At 68.6% G+C, this 14486-nt stretch carries 17 protein-coding genes and 6 pseudogenes; 13 read left to right on the top strand and 10 right to left on the bottom strand.

Features of this window, described 5'->3' with window-relative positions; translation table 11 throughout:
* Nucleotides 1–13 precede the first annotated feature (13 nt).
* The gene (locus ACFZDI_RS11650; RefSeq protein ID WP_391249703.1) at nt 14–1324 is read left to right on the top strand and encodes a SpoIIE family protein phosphatase; all 1311 of its coding nucleotides are present in this window, start codon (nt 14–16) and stop codon (nt 1322–1324) included.
* A 213-nt stretch (nt 1325–1537) separates the two neighbouring features.
* Here the strand turns inward: ACFZDI_RS11650 and ACFZDI_RS11655 are convergent.
* Nucleotides 1538–1885 (bottom strand): annotated as a pseudogene (locus ACFZDI_RS11655) (restriction endonuclease); the annotation flags it as partial.
* Nucleotides 1886–2240: 355 nt separating this feature from the next.
* On the opposite strand from ACFZDI_RS11655, the gene ACFZDI_RS11660 reads away from it, so the two are divergent.
* The 3 genes from ACFZDI_RS11660 to ACFZDI_RS11670 all read left to right on the top strand — a co-directional run bounded on the left by ACFZDI_RS11660 (nt 2241) and on the right by ACFZDI_RS11670 (nt 2879).
* Nucleotides 2241–2345: a DUF6207 family protein gene (locus tag ACFZDI_RS11660; protein WP_391249705.1), complete on the top strand. Its 105-nt coding sequence runs from the start codon at nt 2241–2243 to the stop codon at nt 2343–2345.
* Nucleotides 2299–2514 carry a hypothetical protein gene (locus ACFZDI_RS11665; RefSeq protein WP_234845229.1) on the top strand — a complete coding sequence of 72 codons (216 nt, stop codon included), beginning with the start codon at nt 2299–2301 and terminating at the stop codon, nt 2512–2514. The genes ACFZDI_RS11660 and ACFZDI_RS11665 overlap by 47 nt, the downstream gene beginning before the upstream one ends.
* A gap of 194 nt (nt 2515–2708) precedes the next feature.
* Nucleotides 2709–2879, top strand: coding sequence for a hypothetical protein (locus ACFZDI_RS11670; RefSeq protein ID WP_391249706.1), 171 nt, complete (start codon nt 2709–2711; stop codon nt 2877–2879).
* A gap of 478 nt (nt 2880–3357) precedes the next feature.
* Here ACFZDI_RS11670 and ACFZDI_RS11675 read toward each other — a convergent pair whose 3' ends face one another.
* Nucleotides 3358–4002 (bottom strand): GAP family protein, encoded by a 645-nt coding sequence (locus ACFZDI_RS11675; protein WP_391249708.1) that lies wholly within the window; start codon nt 4000–4002, stop codon nt 3358–3360.
* Nucleotides 4003–4222: 220 nt separating this feature from the next.
* Nucleotides 4223–4724 (bottom strand): annotated as a pseudogene (locus ACFZDI_RS11680) (IS5 family transposase); the annotation flags it as partial.
* On the opposite strand from ACFZDI_RS11680, the pseudogene ACFZDI_RS11685 reads away from it, so the two are divergent.
* Nucleotides 4706–5168, top strand: a pseudogene (locus ACFZDI_RS11685) (IS481 family transposase); the annotation flags it as partial. The pseudogenes ACFZDI_RS11680 and ACFZDI_RS11685 overlap by 19 nt on opposite strands.
* On the opposite strand, the gene ACFZDI_RS11690 reads toward ACFZDI_RS11685, so the two are convergent.
* The gene (locus tag ACFZDI_RS11690) at nt 5136–5270 is read right to left on the bottom strand and encodes a hypothetical protein (RefSeq protein WP_391251150.1); all 135 of its coding nucleotides are present in this window, start codon (nt 5268–5270) and stop codon (nt 5136–5138) included. The pseudogene ACFZDI_RS11685 and the gene ACFZDI_RS11690 overlap by 33 nt on opposite strands.
* A gap of 85 nt (nt 5271–5355) precedes the next feature.
* Nucleotides 5356–5679 (bottom strand): putative quinol monooxygenase, encoded by a 324-nt coding sequence (locus ACFZDI_RS11695; RefSeq protein WP_391249711.1) that lies wholly within the window; start codon nt 5677–5679, stop codon nt 5356–5358.
* A 125-nt stretch (nt 5680–5804) separates the two neighbouring features.
* Here ACFZDI_RS11695 and ACFZDI_RS11700 point away from each other — a divergent pair, with 125 nt between their 5' ends.
* Nucleotides 5805–6791, top strand: coding sequence for a helix-turn-helix domain-containing protein (locus tag ACFZDI_RS11700; protein WP_391249713.1), 987 nt, complete (start codon nt 5805–5807; stop codon nt 6789–6791).
* A gap of 287 nt (nt 6792–7078) precedes the next feature.
* A complete protein-coding gene (locus tag ACFZDI_RS11705; RefSeq protein WP_391249715.1) occupies nt 7079–7444 on the top strand; it encodes an anti-sigma factor antagonist in 366 nt (121 codons plus the stop codon).
* 3 nt (nt 7445–7447) lie between these two features.
* On the opposite strand, the gene ACFZDI_RS11710 is transcribed toward ACFZDI_RS11705, so the two are convergent.
* Together ACFZDI_RS11710 and ACFZDI_RS11715 are read right to left on the bottom strand one after the other, a co-directional pair.
* Entirely contained in the window at nt 7448–7795 is a 348-nt protein-coding gene (locus ACFZDI_RS11710) for an ANTAR domain-containing protein (protein WP_391249717.1), read from the bottom strand.
* A 132-nt stretch (nt 7796–7927) separates the two neighbouring features.
* Nucleotides 7928–8035: pseudogene (locus tag ACFZDI_RS11715) on the bottom strand (DUF6233 domain-containing protein); the annotation flags it as partial.
* Between the two features lie 379 nt (nt 8036–8414).
* Between ACFZDI_RS11715 and ACFZDI_RS11720 the strand changes: the two are divergent.
* The 6 genes and pseudogenes from ACFZDI_RS11720 to ACFZDI_RS11745 all read left to right on the top strand — a co-directional run bounded on the left by ACFZDI_RS11720 (nt 8415) and on the right by ACFZDI_RS11745 (nt 13266).
* Entirely contained in the window at nt 8415–9122 is a 708-nt protein-coding gene (locus ACFZDI_RS11720; protein ID WP_391249719.1) for a hypothetical protein, read from the top strand.
* Between the two features lies 1 nt (nt 9123).
* A complete protein-coding gene (locus tag ACFZDI_RS11725) occupies nt 9124–9540 on the top strand; it encodes a phage holin family protein (protein ID WP_391249721.1) in 417 nt (138 codons plus the stop codon).
* Nucleotides 9516–10181, top strand: a complete 666-nt coding sequence (locus ACFZDI_RS11730) for a DUF3618 domain-containing protein (RefSeq protein WP_391249723.1) — start codon at nt 9516–9518, stop codon at nt 10179–10181. The genes ACFZDI_RS11725 and ACFZDI_RS11730 overlap by 25 nt, the downstream gene beginning before the upstream one ends.
* A 134-nt stretch (nt 10182–10315) precedes the next feature.
* A pseudogene (locus ACFZDI_RS11735) lies at nt 10316–10939 on the top strand (transposase); the annotation flags it as partial.
* A gap of 342 nt (nt 10940–11281) precedes the next feature.
* Nucleotides 11282–11809 (top strand): ATP-binding protein, encoded by a 528-nt coding sequence (locus ACFZDI_RS11740; RefSeq protein ID WP_391249725.1) that lies wholly within the window; start codon nt 11282–11284, stop codon nt 11807–11809.
* A 1118-nt stretch (nt 11810–12927) separates the two neighbouring features.
* The gene (locus ACFZDI_RS11745) at nt 12928–13266 is read left to right on the top strand and encodes a transposase (RefSeq protein WP_391249727.1); all 339 of its coding nucleotides are present in this window, start codon (nt 12928–12930) and stop codon (nt 13264–13266) included.
* Between the two features lie 149 nt (nt 13267–13415).
* Here ACFZDI_RS11745 and ACFZDI_RS11750 read toward each other — a convergent pair whose 3' ends face one another.
* From ACFZDI_RS11750 to ACFZDI_RS11760, 3 genes and pseudogenes are all read right to left on the bottom strand, one after another.
* Nucleotides 13416–13946, bottom strand: a complete 531-nt coding sequence (locus tag ACFZDI_RS11750; protein WP_391249729.1) for a DUF6624 domain-containing protein — start codon at nt 13944–13946, stop codon at nt 13416–13418.
* A gap of 96 nt (nt 13947–14042) precedes the next feature.
* Nucleotides 14043–14180: pseudogene (locus ACFZDI_RS11755) on the bottom strand (IS5/IS1182 family transposase); the annotation flags it as partial.
* Between the two features lie 58 nt (nt 14181–14238).
* A complete protein-coding gene (locus ACFZDI_RS11760) occupies nt 14239–14484 on the bottom strand; it encodes a helix-turn-helix domain-containing protein (protein WP_391249731.1) in 246 nt (81 codons plus the stop codon).
* Nucleotides 14485–14486 lie beyond the last annotated feature (2 nt).

Consider the following 14486-nt stretch of genomic DNA (forward strand, 5'->3'; position numbering starts at 1 on the left):
GAAGGAGAGGGGTATGGACGACTTCGAGGTGGACCAGGTGGTCCAGCGGGCGCTGGACCGGTTGACCCTGTTGGCGGAGACCACCACCGCCATGACCAGCACGCTCGATTCGTATGCCGCGGTGCGGCGGGTGTGCCGGATCCTGGTGCCACAGCTGGCCGACTGGTGCGCGGTCGACCTGCTCGACGACGACGGACGCCCCCGCAGGGTCAGCGTCGTGCACCGCAATCCCGACATACTGCCGGTCGGCGGACTGACCGGGCTACTGCCCGACATCCCGGAAGATCCGGTCGGGCCGCTCTCACGCGCGCTCATCGGTGCCGGCCCCCTGCTGCTGACCGCAGGCGACATCCCCAGCCCCGACAAGGCCGCCGACCCGCTGCACGCCCGCCAGCTTGAGCTGTTCGACCAGCTCGGCACCCAGACCGCTGTGGTCGCCCCCGTGCGCGCCCGCCGGCAAGTCCTCGGCGCCCTGACCATCGGCCGCTCCGCAGACCGAGCCCCTCTCACAGACGACGACCTCGCCATGGTGGAGGACCTGACCCACCGCATCGCTCTGGGCGTGGACAACGCGCGGCTGCACCGCGAGACCCAGCACATCGCCGAACGCCTCCAGCGCTCCCTCTTGCCCACCCTTCCCAAAACAGGCCCGTTGCAAATGGCCGCCCGCTACGCACCTGCCGCCGCCACCGCCGAAGTCGGCGGCGACTGGTACGACAGCTTCCCCCTGCCAGGCGGAAGCACCACCATGATCATGGGCGACGTCACCGGCCACGACCTACGCGCCGCCATCACCATGAGCCAGCTGCGCAACATGCTGCGCGGCATCGGCTGCGACCGCCAAGAACCCCCCGGGCACATCCTGCGCCGCCTCGACCTCGCACACGGCATCCTCTATCCGCAGGCCACAGCCACGTGCCTGTACGCCCTGCTCGACCAGGACGACGACGGAGGCTGGACGATCACCTACTCCAGCGCCGGCCACCCACCACCTCTGCTGGTCACCCACGAAGGCGACACCCACTACCTCCGAGGCGGCCGCGGCCTTCTGCTCGGGGTCGACCCCAGCCTCCCGCGCCACCACGCCACCGAAACGCTGCCAGCCCGTTCAACCCTTCTCATGTACACCGACGGCCTCATCGAACGCCGAGGCGAAGACCTCACCCACGGCATGACCCGCCTACGACAACACGCCGCCGCCCTCGCCCGCGAAGACCTCGACACCTTCTGCGACGAACTCCTCGCCGGCATGGCAACCGACCACGCCGACGACATCGCCCTCCTCGTCACACGAACCCCTACCCAGCCACAGCGCCTTATGTAGTCCCCGACAGGCAGGTGCCGAAAGCTTGATGACGATCTTGAGATCGTCATCAGGGCATTGCCGGAGGAACTCGTCCGGTGGTGGGCCGAGCCGACCGGAGTGAATCCAGGCATATCGCGCATCCGTCTGACCAGCGACCAGATGCCCTTCTGCCGGTTCAGGTCCGGCGCATAGGTGGGGAACCCGCAGGACCACAGCCTTCCTCGCACCAGGTCAGCTCAGAGAGGTGAGCCGTCGCGGGGGTGGAACAGCTCGCAGCAGCTCCCATAGCGGCCGGGACCCGGAGGCCCACACGGCGAGGGTCTGGCGGTCCACGACGCGCAGCAGCTGCTGCTTGGCGAAGGTGACGGCCGGCCGGGTCACCCGGCCGTTGGTCACGATCACTGCGACATCCGCGCCGTGTACCTGGCGGGCCGTGCCGTTGAGGACCTGCGGATCCGGTGTGCCCATGACCGAGCCGCGCGCGCCGTTGCGGCGGTGCTTGCACCGGATCACCCAGCGTCGCCCGAGCGGGTCGGTGGCCTTCACGTCCGCGCCGAGGCCGCCGCCACCGCCGACGCGCTACGTGTTCTGGCGGCAATGGGACACGTTGGGTAGCGGAATGCCGCCCATGCAAGACGCACGGCACACGCGGCACTGACAAAGCTGAACCTGGCGGCAAGCTCACAGCTTGCCCTCGTCTGCCGCATGGGGCGAGAGACTGGCCATCTGTGACTGCCTCGACGGCCCGAAACGGCATCTCGGCGGAGGGGACCAGCCAGGCCCAATCGGACGCAAACCTGCGACACAGTCCCTGCCGTTGCGGACGAGCAGCGCAGCGGCTGAAGACGGCAGGACAACAGAACCCCAGCGGCCGAGCGCAATCCCGACATGAGGCCGATCACCGAAGCACACGCGGCACGACCAGGCCTCGGCCGTGGTCGAGGTCGCCACCGCAGACGACCAGACCGCACTTGCGGTCCAAGAACTGCTTGTTGGCCGGCGGGCGACCGCACCTGCAGATGGCCCGGGAACTCGGTGAGCCCGGTACGACGCGCTGCCTGGACGTGCGCGAGCCCCTCAGTTCCAGCACCCTGGTCCGGGCCGACTACCCACCTCGAAGGTCGAAAACGGCTGCCGGACCGGACCAGATGCTGGAGCCCGCGCACCTGCGCCTCCGTTACGGCGCCCGCTCGTACTCCACCGTCTGACTCGGGCAGGTGTCAGCCAGCTGACGCAGGGCGACCAGCTCGCCTTCATCGGCGGCCAGATCCCGACGGAGTCTTGTGCCCACCCGCTCTGCGGCGTAGCGGCAGTGCGTATCGGCGGTGGGCGGAAGCCACTGGGCGGGACCCTGGTCGGCCTTGCTGCGGTTCGAGCGTGACCGCGGCGAGCGCCCCTTCGATTGCCGTACGACGACGCCTTCTTCGTGGTGAACCACCTGCACGCGAAGAGGGAACCGGCGGTGTTCGTGAACGGCGCTCGTGTGTGGCTGAAGGTCCTGCGCGAGCAGCATCCCGAAGACTACAGCGCGCTGTTCCAAAAGCTGACCCGGCAGGAGCAGCAGCCAGCCTGAGGCCGAAACGTAAAAGGCCCGCACCCCTGCGGCGTTCGCCGGGGGTGGGCTTCGCAGTGGCCAGCCGGTTCGTGAACGAGTTCCCGAGCTTCTTCGGGTCCTCGTGCCCTCAGCTCCTCGCAGGTGAACCTCGGTTCGTAGGTGGTGCCGCACCTGGTGTGGCCGGACCCGCCGCACTGGGTACAGAAGCCGTCCACGCCGTCCAGGTCCAAGGAACTCCCTGGACATCTACGTCCAGCACGAGAACCCGGGCCCCGACCGCGCGCGCTTGGCCCCCAGCACCCGCAGGCAGCTTCAACGTCTTCCTAGGCCTGTACTGGCCCCAGCAGCCCGCCCTCACCAGCGACTGGACCCCGCCGACGCTGCAACGTACCAGCTGAACCCTGCAGGCCCCCGGGTATCTCCCCTGCAGGGTTCCTTGTCGATCACTATGGGGTCCGCCGACCAGGGTGGCGAAACGCAGCTGGGGCCTCCTGCCTCAGGTGACCAGCTCATAGATGCTCACGGCCGTCAACCACAGGCCAGCAAGGAGGGAGAGCGTGACAATCAACTGCTCCTGGTGCTGGTCCAGCCAGTTCCGCAGGGCGTTGAGCCGGGCTTCCGCGGCCGCCGGTGCCCAGACCGAGTACATCTCCATGACGATGAGACTGAGCGTGGCCAGCAGGCAGTAGCCGGTCAGCGCGAGCCAGTCGCCGGCGGTGGAGAGGTTCGCCTCAAGGGCCGTCGCAGCACCGGCGGCGACCAGCGCCCAGGGCTGCACCAGCCAGGCCACACCGGCGGCCGCGACCGGAGAGGCGTTGTCGATCAGGGCGGCCCAGCGCGGTGGGCCGTGCGGGCGGGGCGGCCGGTGCCGCCGGTGCGCGCCGTACAGCACCAGGGCCAGACCGATGACGAGTTTTGCGGCGATCACGATCGTCGAGGGCGCGCTGTGCCGGGTCGGGGGCTGCCCGCCGGTCAGCAGCACTACGACGGCAATTACGGCGATCAGGTTGGCCAGCCACGACAACAGGAACACCAGGCCCTGACGGACTCCGCGCCGCGAGGAGAGCAGCAGGATGAAGGCGCTGTTGTGCAAGGGTCCAAGGGTGATGGCCGTACCGATCACCATCAGGTCGAGGACCATCGGACCAGGCACTCCTGGGTGTCAGGGCCGTCCGCCACTCATGGATCAGGGACCGGCCGGCAGAGGGAGGCAGCGCGGTCACAGTGCCGCATCCCGACTGTGCAGGTGGTGACCTGGCGGGTCAAGCACGCCACGCCCATGAAGCCCTGCCCCGTCGGGTTTGGGCAATGGCTCGTCGGTTAACGTCTGCCTCGGCTTCAACTAGGTTCTGTCTCCTCGGTCAGCGCCGGGTCCAGATGAGGATGCCCGCGAGGTGGAGTGCGGCCTGGTAGGTAGGCGATCGCGAGCTTGTCAGTTCGTGTGGCCAGGCCGCGCCATTGTTTGAGGCGGTGGATGCACCGCTCGACGGCGTTCCGCTGCTTGTACGCGTCCGCGTCGAAGGCGGGTGGACGGCCGCCGAGTCGGCCTCGTCGCAGGCGGTGACCGACTTGGTCGGAGGGCTGCGGGATGACCGCACGAAAGCCCCGGCGTCGCAGGTGGTTGCGGATGGCGCGGGAGAAATACGCGCGGTCGGCCAGAACGGCGAGGGGCCGCGTTTGTGGCCTGCCCGGTCCGCTTCGAGGCACGCGGATGCGGGACATCACGGTTTCGAAGGCGGGTGCATCACCTGCTTGGCCTGCGGTGACGGTGAAGGCGAGCGGTTGTGCGCGGCAGTCTGCGGCCAGGTGGACCTTGGTGCTCAGCCCGCCGCGGGAGCGTCCGAGCGCGTGATCGGCGGGCTCACGGGCCGCCCCTCGTGATCAATACCTCTAACCGCCCGCACCACCAGCCTGGTCGTGCCCCGGCCGTCATCGAGTAGCAGGTCGTGCGCCTGCGCGGCGAGCACCGCATCGGACGGGTGCGGCTGGCCGCCCGATGCGGCATCGCCGCCTCCGCCGCTCACCGCATCCTGCGGCCGTCACGGCCTGCCCGCCCTGGCAGCCTGTGACCGGGCCACCGGCGAACCCGTGCGCCGCTACGAACGCTCCCGGCCCGGCGAACTGCTCCATATCGACGTCAAGAAGCTCGGCCGCATCCCGGACTGCGGTGGGGACAACTTCGCCGGCCGGGCAGCCGGGAGCCTCAACAAGGACCGCCGCAACGGAGCCGGATGCGCCTACCTCACACTGCCGCTTGGTTCGCGCGACAAGGCGTCACCCCAAACTCTCCAGCAGGTCCTCGCACCGGGCCTGCCAGGACGCTTCGAGCCGGGTACTGAGCTGGTCGGCGCCACCGGGGTCGGCGCGGTCCAGTTCGAGGGCCGACCGGTCCAATCGCTCCAGGACCACCTGGGTTCGGGTCCGTCACCTGATCCGCGGTCCAGAGGCCATCGCTGCTTGTAGTGCCTTGGGTGTTGACGGGTGTGCGGGCAGGCTAGGAGAGCTTCGCGGCCAGCACCTCGACGGGCAGGATCTCGGGGGCTTCGGCGAGCAGCTTGGGGGCGTTGTCCATGAGCGCCGCCGCGATGTGGCCCTGGAGGTGCGCGGTGCGGTCCTCCTCGGTGCCGAAGGCGTCGAAGATGCCGAAGGTGGTGGGGCCTAGGCGCAGCGCGAACCAGAGGGTGGTGCCGGCTTCGTCCTGGGCCAGGGTGAGGGCTCCCGTGAGCAGTTCCTCGACCTCGCGGACGTACTCCGGCTTGGCCTCGATACGGGCGAGCAGTCCGATGCGGGCGGTGTCGGGGACAAGGGCGTTGGTCATGGAGTGCTCCTTGGTGCGTGGTGAGTGCGATGTGATGCTGCGCCGTTGCGCGATGTGATCACCGTAGGAGGGGCCGGTGGACTGCAGTCAGTGGCGGATCCGCCGGATGCTTTACCGTTTCCGACATGAGGATTTCGGTGCTGGTGATGGACAGCCTCTTCGACTCCGGGCTGGCCACGGTCTTCGATGTCCTGCAGATGGCCAACGAGCTGCGAGAGGAACTGCCCCACCCCCCACCACGCTGGGAGCTGACCCGCGTCAGCGGGCACGGTGCCGTTCGTACGGCTTCCGGGCACGTGATCGAGGCTCAAACCATCGAGGACGCTCCACGGCCCGATGTCCTCGTCGTGCCCGGAGCCGGCCCCAAGCAGCCCGCCCCCCTGCTGGAATGGGTGGCCGCCCCGGAACGCGGTCCCGAACGTGAAGCGGTCCGGGGGGCCAAGGCCGACGGTGTCCCCCTGGCCGCGGCCTGCACCAGCACGTTCCTCCTCGCCGAGGCCGGCGTGCTGGACGGGCTGGCCGCCACCACCAGCTGGTGGCTGGCGCCGGCTTTCCGGCAGACATACCCCCAAGTTGTCCTGGACGAGAGCCACATGCTGGCCCACGCCCCAGGCGTGACTACGGCCGGAGCCGCCATGGCCCACCTCGATCTCGCCCTCGCCCTGGTACGTCAGGCCAGCCCAGCCCTCGCGGACCTCACGGCCCGCTATCTCGTGGTCGACCACCGCCCCACCCAGTCTGGTTACGCCATCCCCAGCCACCTCGCCCGCACCGATCCCACCGTGAGCGCCTTCGAGAGCTGGGTGCGTGCACACATCGACCAGCCGCTGCGCATGGCCGAAGCGGCCAGGGCACTCGGGACAAGCGAACGGACCCTCCAGCGCGCCGTGGACAAGGTACTGGGCATCTCCCCCCTGCGATTCGCCCAGAGCATCCGGCTCGAACAGGCCGCCCACCTGCTGCGCACCACGGACCTCCCCACGGAGACCGTCGCCCGCCGCGTGGGATACGAGAACGCCTCCACGCTCACCACACTGCTACGCCAGCGCCTGGACACCACCCCCGGCCGCCTGCGGAGCGGAGCGACGCCTGCCAGCACCCAACGCGCGTGAACGTGATGCTGGTCCCGGCTCCCGTCATCGCCACGAGCCCCTGCGGGACAACGGTTGCTGCGGCGGAGTTCCTCTTCGTGAGGGTCTTTGGTTGGCCGGTGCCCTTGCCACCCGCATTGCGGATTGGGCACCGGCCGCTTTCATCAAGGCCTGTCCGTCCCCATGCATGCCGCACCGATCGCATACGAATGCGCATGCAGATGCGTCCGTCCGTATCAGTGGGGCACAATCACCCCCGCGTGTCCCGCCCCCGAAGGGGGCAAGCCTAGATCGCAGCCGAGGAGAACGTGCCCCACACCGAGCAAGCCGACCGGCCGGATCGTCTCACCGCCGAAGACCACGTCGTCGAGGGGGTCCGTGTCGTGACCCTGCGGGGCGAGATCGACCACGACGTCCAGGACAAGCTCAGCAAGGCCCTGCTGGGTGAGGAGGGGCCGGTGCCGACGCGGATAGTCGCTGATCTCAGTGGGGTGACCTTCATGGACTCCAGCGGCCTCAACGTCTTCGTCGCCGCCTCTCAGCAGGCGAGGGACGCAGACGGGTGGGTGCGCATCGCCGGAGCCCAGCCATCCGTTCTGCGCGTGCTGCAGATGACCGGTGTCGACAGCGTCATCCCCTGCCGCCCGACCACCGAGCAGGCCCTAACGGCCTGACCACTAGCCAGGCTGGTCCATGCCGTCCCCAGCATCCAGATGGCGCTGTAGGGCTGCCTCCAGCTCTTGGTCGACCGGCGGTGGCAGACGATCCTTCCTCAGCGCCCAGCCGAGCACCATCTCCGCAACCGTGTGCAGCCTGGTGTTGGTCTGCTGGGAGACCTCCCGCAGTACCTCGAACCCGGCCGCCGGCTCAAGCCGGTGCACCGCGACGAGCACGCCGATGGCCTGATCGACCGTCGCATGCGAATCGACCGCTCGGCGCAGCTGCGCGTTCTCCCATTCCAGCCGGCCCACTACGTCATCACGACCGTCCACGGGCAAGGGGCGCTGCGCACGGGAAGTCGTCATCACCGGCTCTCCATCAAGAGGTCTGGTCTACTTCCAGTACGCCTGCCCGTTCCCGGAGCGCAAGACATCCGTTTGGCAGGCGACGATCACACACAAGGGGCCAAGAAGGCCGGGACGCCAGCCGTGCAGCACCTAGTCCGCGATGCCGAGCGCCGGGTCCGGCCTGCACTTCGTACGCGCCGGTACCTGCTGGCGTAGCGCCTCGATGGCCTGCGCCCGAGTCGCGGGCTTCGCCCGCTTACCCGGGTCGCCCCCCGGTGGGCAATGGAGCCCAAGTGGGCTCGGCTACCGCGCCCAGCTCGCCATGCACGCGGGCTGGCGGTGCTGCTGCGCTCCAGGTAGGCGGAGCACGGACATGACGACGTCGTCTCCGGCACATCGTGGCCGGGCCGCGTCGCAGCTGTGTCCCCGCGGCCCGCCCGCAATGCCACATTGATCATCGCTTGTGGCCCGCGAATTCAGGAGCGAGGCGAATCGAGCAGGAGAACGGCCTACCACCCTCGTATGCGCGGACTTCAACCACCCACACATTCACGCATTCTTCTCGGATGGGTGTAAATACCCTCCAAACAGCCACTCGGATGAAGCATGAGGTTCATGGGGCTAGAGGAGAGTGCTGATGAGTGAGTCCGTGAGTGATAGGGGCGGCAAGCTGCAGCAGGCCGGGCAGACAGCCATGGCCGAGACGTCGGCCACCGCCGATCAGGCCAGACAGGCCGCAGGCCAAGTGGCATCAACCGCCGTCCAACAGGCGAAGCAGGTCGCGGGAGAGGCGCGGCAACAGGCTGACTCCGTGGTCCAGGATCTGCGCAGCCGTGCCGTGGACGAAGCCGAAGGGCAGACCAAGCGGGCCGCGGGAGTGCTGCGGCAGTGGGCACAGGATCTGGCCGAGCTTGCGGAGAAGGCTCCGGGCGACTCGCCTGCCCGCAGCGTCGTGACCCAGGTGGCCGACCGCGGACACCGGGCGGCCGACTATGTGGACAAGCAGGGGGTCGAAGGCATCGTCGGCGACCTTCAGAGCTTCGCCCGTCGGCGTCCCGGGCTGTTCCTGGGCGGGGCGTTGCTGGCCGGGCTGGCTGTGGGGCGTCTGGGGAAGGTGGCGGGCAAGGCCGCGCAGTCCGGCGACGGCGGGCAGGAGCAGTCCACGGGAGCGGTGCGAACGGAGGATCCGGTTGATCCCGACATGCCGATGCCGCCGCCGGGGGCTGGTCAGTGGACCCCACCGCAGCCGGTGTCACCACCAGCAGCGCCGTACACAGCGCCGCCCGTGCCGCCCACAAGTCCGACTGCCGGTGACCTGTCGGCGCCTCCGCATCCGGGGGTGTGAGATGCCCTCCATCCAACCGAACCAGGGCGGCCCCTACGGTGAGGACCATTCCGTTGGTGAGCTGCTGTCTCAGGTGACCTCAGACGCCCAGACCCTCTTCCGTCAGGAGGTGGAGCTGGCCAAGACCGAGGTCAGGCAGGAAGCGACCAAGGCCGGCAAGGCGGCAGGCATGTACGGGGGCGCCGGGTTCGCCGGCTACATGACCCTGCTGTTTCTGTCGCTGGCCGCCGTCCTGGGCCTGGCCAACGTGATGGACGGCGGCTGGGCCGCGCTGATCGTCACCGCGGTATGGGCCGCGGTGGCAGCCGTCCTCTATGCGCGGGGCCGCGCCCGGATGCGCACCGTCTCCCCCACGCCCGAACAGACCGTCGAAACGATGAAGGAGAACGCCCAATGGGCACGTCACCCGACCAGATGAGAGCGGACATCGACGCCACTCGCGACCGCCTGTCCACCAATGTCAATCGGCTCGCCGACCGGGCCAGCCCCCGCCAGATGGTCCACCGCCGCACCAACCGAGTGCGCGGCAAGGTCACCGGCCTGCGGGACCGGGTCATGGGCTCCGCCTCCGACACCGCACACAGCGTCGCAGGCAACGCTCAGTCGGCAGCCGGTTCCCTGCAGGAAGGCGCCGGAGAGGCGACCGGTGCTGCCCGTGACGCGGCCCAGCAGGCCGGTGAGGCGGTCAGGCAGGCGCCCGAACAGGCCATGCGACAGACGCAAGGGCATCCGCTGGCCGCCGGTCTGATCGCCTTCGGCACCGGGGTGCTGGCCTCATCTCTGCTGCCGACCTCGCAGAGCGAACAGCAGGCCGCATCCGGCCTGATCGAACAGGGTCAAGAAGTCCTCGAACCGGCGAAGCAGGCCGCAATCGAGTCCGCGCAGAACCTGAAGGAAGGCGCCCAAAAGGCAGCACAGAGCGCGGCGGAGGAAGTGAAGGACACCGCTGGCCAGGCCGTCCGCGCCACCCAGGATGAAGCCCGCGATCAGACCGGCACCGTCGCCGACCAGGCCCGCGACTCCGCTCAGCACATCACCGACCAGAGCCCACAACAGTAGGTGCTCATGTCAGCGGCCCGGGCGGTTACAGCTCTCCTTTTCAGCGTATGGTCCATCGTGATCGCACTCTGAACTAGACGAGTAGTTCCGTTGGCGGGGTTCACAGACGCAGGGAGGGTGTCCAACATCGGGTTGTGACGACCGAGTTAGACACCCTCTTGACCGCACTGTACGTGCACATAGACGACCGCTTGAAGACCTCGCCCCGACAGGGCCGACCGCCCCGGCTGACCGACGCTGAACTGGTCACCCTGGCCGTGGCCCAAGCCATGCTGGGCTTCCACTGCGAGGCCCGCTGGCTGCGATTCGCCCACGCCCACCTGCACGGCCTGTTCCCCTACCTGCCCCAGCGGCCCGCCTACAACAAACGCCTGCGGGCCGCGCTGGGCCTGGTCAAACGGGCCATCCGGTCCCTGGGCGCAGACACCGACCTGTGGCTGGACCCGCTGTGGATCGTGGACTCCTCGCCCGTCGAGTGCGCCCGCTCCCGTGAGACCATGCGCCGCTCCGACCTGGCGGGGTGGGCGAGCTACGGCTACTGCCGCTCCCATTCACGCTTCTACTGGGGTCTGAAGCTGCACCTGGTGTGCACTCCGGCCGGCCTGCCGGTCACCTGGGCCCTGGCTGACCCCAAGATCGACGAACGGCAGGTCCTGGCCGCACTGCTCGACAACGAACCGCACCTGACCGGTGAGCGGCCCGGTCTGCTCATCCTGGCCGACAAGGGCTACATCGCCGCCGCACTCGACCGCCAGCTCTTCCCGACCAGCCGTAGCTGCCGTCCGGACGGGAAATGTGGGGCCTGTCGACGATCAAGTGTTTCCCCAGCTTGGCCGGTTTGAGCGTCATGTAACTTCCCATGCCGCACTCTCCTGATTGGCCATGGGTAGCGCGGAGGTCGGGATCGAGGGACCTGGTCGTCGCGGAGCTGCTCATGTTCCTCGTCCCGTGGTTCGGATGGCGTCCAAAATCGGCGACGCCTGCCGCGAGGTCATCGACCAGCTGCTGGAAGTCAACGTCTCTATCAGCTTCGCGCTGCCCAGGGGTTCTTCAGGCTGCGGAAGAAGCACGGCGAGACACGGCTGGAAGCCGCCTGCGCCATGGCCATCGCGGTCGGCGACCCGTCCTGCCGCGCCATCAAGGGCATCCTCATCGCCGGCACCGAGACCGAGCCCGAGACCAGCGGAGACGCCGGAGCCACCGCCTTCCTCCACGGCCCGTCCCGGCTCTTCGCCACCGTCACGACCCCCGACACTTCTTCGGCCCGGTCGGCATTGGGCAAGACCCACATCGCCCAGGCCCTCGTCCACCTCGCCGTCCGCCAGGGCGCCCGCGTCCGCTTCGCCAAGACCAGCCGCATCCTCGCCGACCTCGCCGGCGGTCACGCGGACCGCACCTGGGAGAAACGGATCCGCGAACTCGTCCGACCCGACGTCCTCATCCTCGACGACTTCGCGATGCGCCAGCTGACCACGGCCCAGGCGGACGACCTTTATGAGCTGGTCAGCGAGCGGCAGGGACGGTCCCTGATCATCACCAGCAACCGGGCGCCCAGCGACTGGACCGCACTGACAAGACCTCAATCAAATGCGCGGCCGTTTCAGTCACGAGGGTGGGGAATTACATGAACTTACCCCTGGGGAAATGGCGTCGAAGACGGCCAGGTGGACCTGAACGCCGACGACCGCGTAGTCGAAAGCGTCACCGACTTCGTAGGCCGGTTCCATCGCCGCAGCGATCGCCACATGGTCGTTGGCGAACGAGCGTGTGGCATCAGGTGCCACTACATGTCGGCGGCGAGGTTCATCTCCTCGGTGCGCGCCAGGCGGGCATGTGCGTCGCTGTGCGGCCGTTTGCTGACCCCCATAGTCCCACCAGGGAGGCCAGCGCTCGCACTGGTCGACGTCGACGCCCGCGACCGCGTCGACGCTCAGGCGCCCAGACGCTCGATCCCGTCCAGGATCGGCACCCACCGCCGGCCAGGTGCCACCTCTGCTCCGGGCACGGGGGGGTGGCGTAGGCACGGCCGGGCAGCGTTCCTTTGATGGGGCATTGCCTCGCCGCCTTCGCCTGCGCCCCGGCCGGTGACCTCCCGCAGGACTTGCCGGCCCAGATCGGTCAGAAAGACGTGCGCACTCTCCGTCCTGGCCGGTGCGGCACCGGGCCACAGATCCGGAAGCTGGTCGAACGCGCGCAGATGCCCCTCGCTCAGCATCCCGGTGAACATCTCCAGCCTCGGGCTTGTCGGCGTAGGGGTGCGCCTTCTGGCTATATGCAGGGCGGTACGCCGCTGGCACGGGCCGGGAGGCATGGTGAAGTGCTGGGCGTGGTTTGACGGGGCCGTCCAGTGCCCGGAGCGGTCGTCCTGCCTCTAGCCGATGCTGCGGCCGTTCCGGGGCCCCCGCAGCGCCTACGGCAGGGCGCCGAGCGCGGCCAGCATGCAGGAAGACGGCCGCGCGCGTCTGCTGCACAAACTCGCCAAACGACAAGCCCCCGCCCGGCAGACGGCCGCCGCCCACACGCACCCCCTCACGGCGATGGTCGACGCCCTGCGCCCCCGCTCCTCGGCACAACACATCTCGTCACTCGGGATGGGGTCATGACCGCACTCGCCACCTGATCAACTCTTTGCCCCAGCGGCCGTCACCCATCGCGGTCCCCGCAGCGCCGCACGGACCATGCAGACACGACCTCCAGGGGCACGTACTGCCCATCCGATGTCGCCACCGTCGGGCGGGGACGGGCTGTGCCATCCCGCGCTGCCCATGCGGACCACCTGCTGGACCGGCTGCGAGTGCTGGACGGCAAGACGGAGTACAACCTCAAGGCCAGCCACGACGATGAACCGGTCGCCGACCTGGTGCGATGGGCGAAGATGCGCTGGCGCGTCGAGCACGACTACCGCGAGCTCAAGCACGGCTTGGGCCTGGACCACTTCGAGGGCCGCACCTGGCGCGGCTGGCACCACCACGTCACGCTCGTCACCGCCGCCCAGGCCTTCCTCACCCTGCGACGGCTCGACCCAAGAGCCGAGATGCCGGCCTGGGCCTCTACCAGGTCCTCGATGTCCTTCAGGACCTGCTGAAGTGCTGGACCGGTACCTGCACCACCTGCGGCCGCCCCCTGCCGACCAGCAGATCCAGAACCCAACGAGGTACTACCTGTCCGGTGGATCATTGCCCGCGGCAGGTGAGCACGGGCAGTGATCCACTGGACGCGAGCGGGAAGGGGGCGTCAGGCCATGGAGAACTTGGCGACGTACTCGTCGAAGGGCTCGATGCCGACCTCCGCACGGAGTTCGTCCCTGCGGTCGGGCTCTTCACAGGGCCAAGGAACCGGGGCCCCGTCCTTCACACCGGCGATCTGAGTTCCGTAGACCTGCTTGCGGCCCTCATTGACCAGCGTGCGGTCGCGCAGGAAGGCCAGTTCGCGCGGGCTGGCCGAGCCTGCCAACACCGCCTGCTGCATCAGCTGGAGGGCGCGACGCTGAACGTCGAGCTGCCGGTCGGCGTGCTGAGCGATGAGCCATGCCGCGCGTGCGGCCTCCTCGCCGACCAGTTCCGCCGTCGGCCAGCCGTACTCCTCCATGATCTCGTTGAGCCGGTCACCGTGCCGAGCGGTCAGTCGCCGCCACGCCAGCTGCTCGGTGGGGTCATCGCTGTTCGCGCGGACTGCGGATTCGTGATCGGCAGCAGCCATATCCGTGAGTTCCACCGCCAGCGCGGCAACATCGTGCGCCACTCTCAACTCCCAGGTCAGATCCATGCGTTGCGTCCGCCCGCAAGCCTAGAGGTGCAAATCGGATGTAAAGATCATTCCGGAGAACGGTGACAGACACATCCCCGCACCGAGATAATGGATCTACCCCCGAAGCCAGAGCCGGATTGCTGCGACGGTCACGGTGCCCTGGAAGACATAGACACGCTTGTCGAACCTCGTCGCCACGGCCCGGAAGTTCTTGAGGGCGTTGATCGTGCGCTCGACTTCGTTTCTGCCTTTGTCGATCGTTTTGACAGGTTCGAGCAGGACCGGGTTGTGGAAGGGCGGCGAGGGGCGGTCAGGGGGTTGTCGGGCGGCGCAGCCTGCCGGGGGTGACGCCTAGCCTGTCACGCAACAACGTCGTGAGTGTCGAGGCGTTCTCGCATCCGACCCGGCGGGCGACCGTGTCTGTCGGAAGGTCGGTGGTGCGCAGCAGGCGGGCGGCTTGCTCGAGTCGTATGGCCTGCGCGAAGCGGAGCGGGGAGACACCCAGTACGCGGTCCACTGCACACTGCAGGGTGCGTTCGCTAGGGTCCGTCTTCAAAG

The sequence above is a fragment of the Streptomyces sp. NPDC007907 genome, from assembly GCF_042959365.1.
Classification (GTDB): domain Bacteria; phylum Actinomycetota; class Actinomycetes; order Streptomycetales; family Streptomycetaceae; genus Streptomyces; species Streptomyces indiaensis.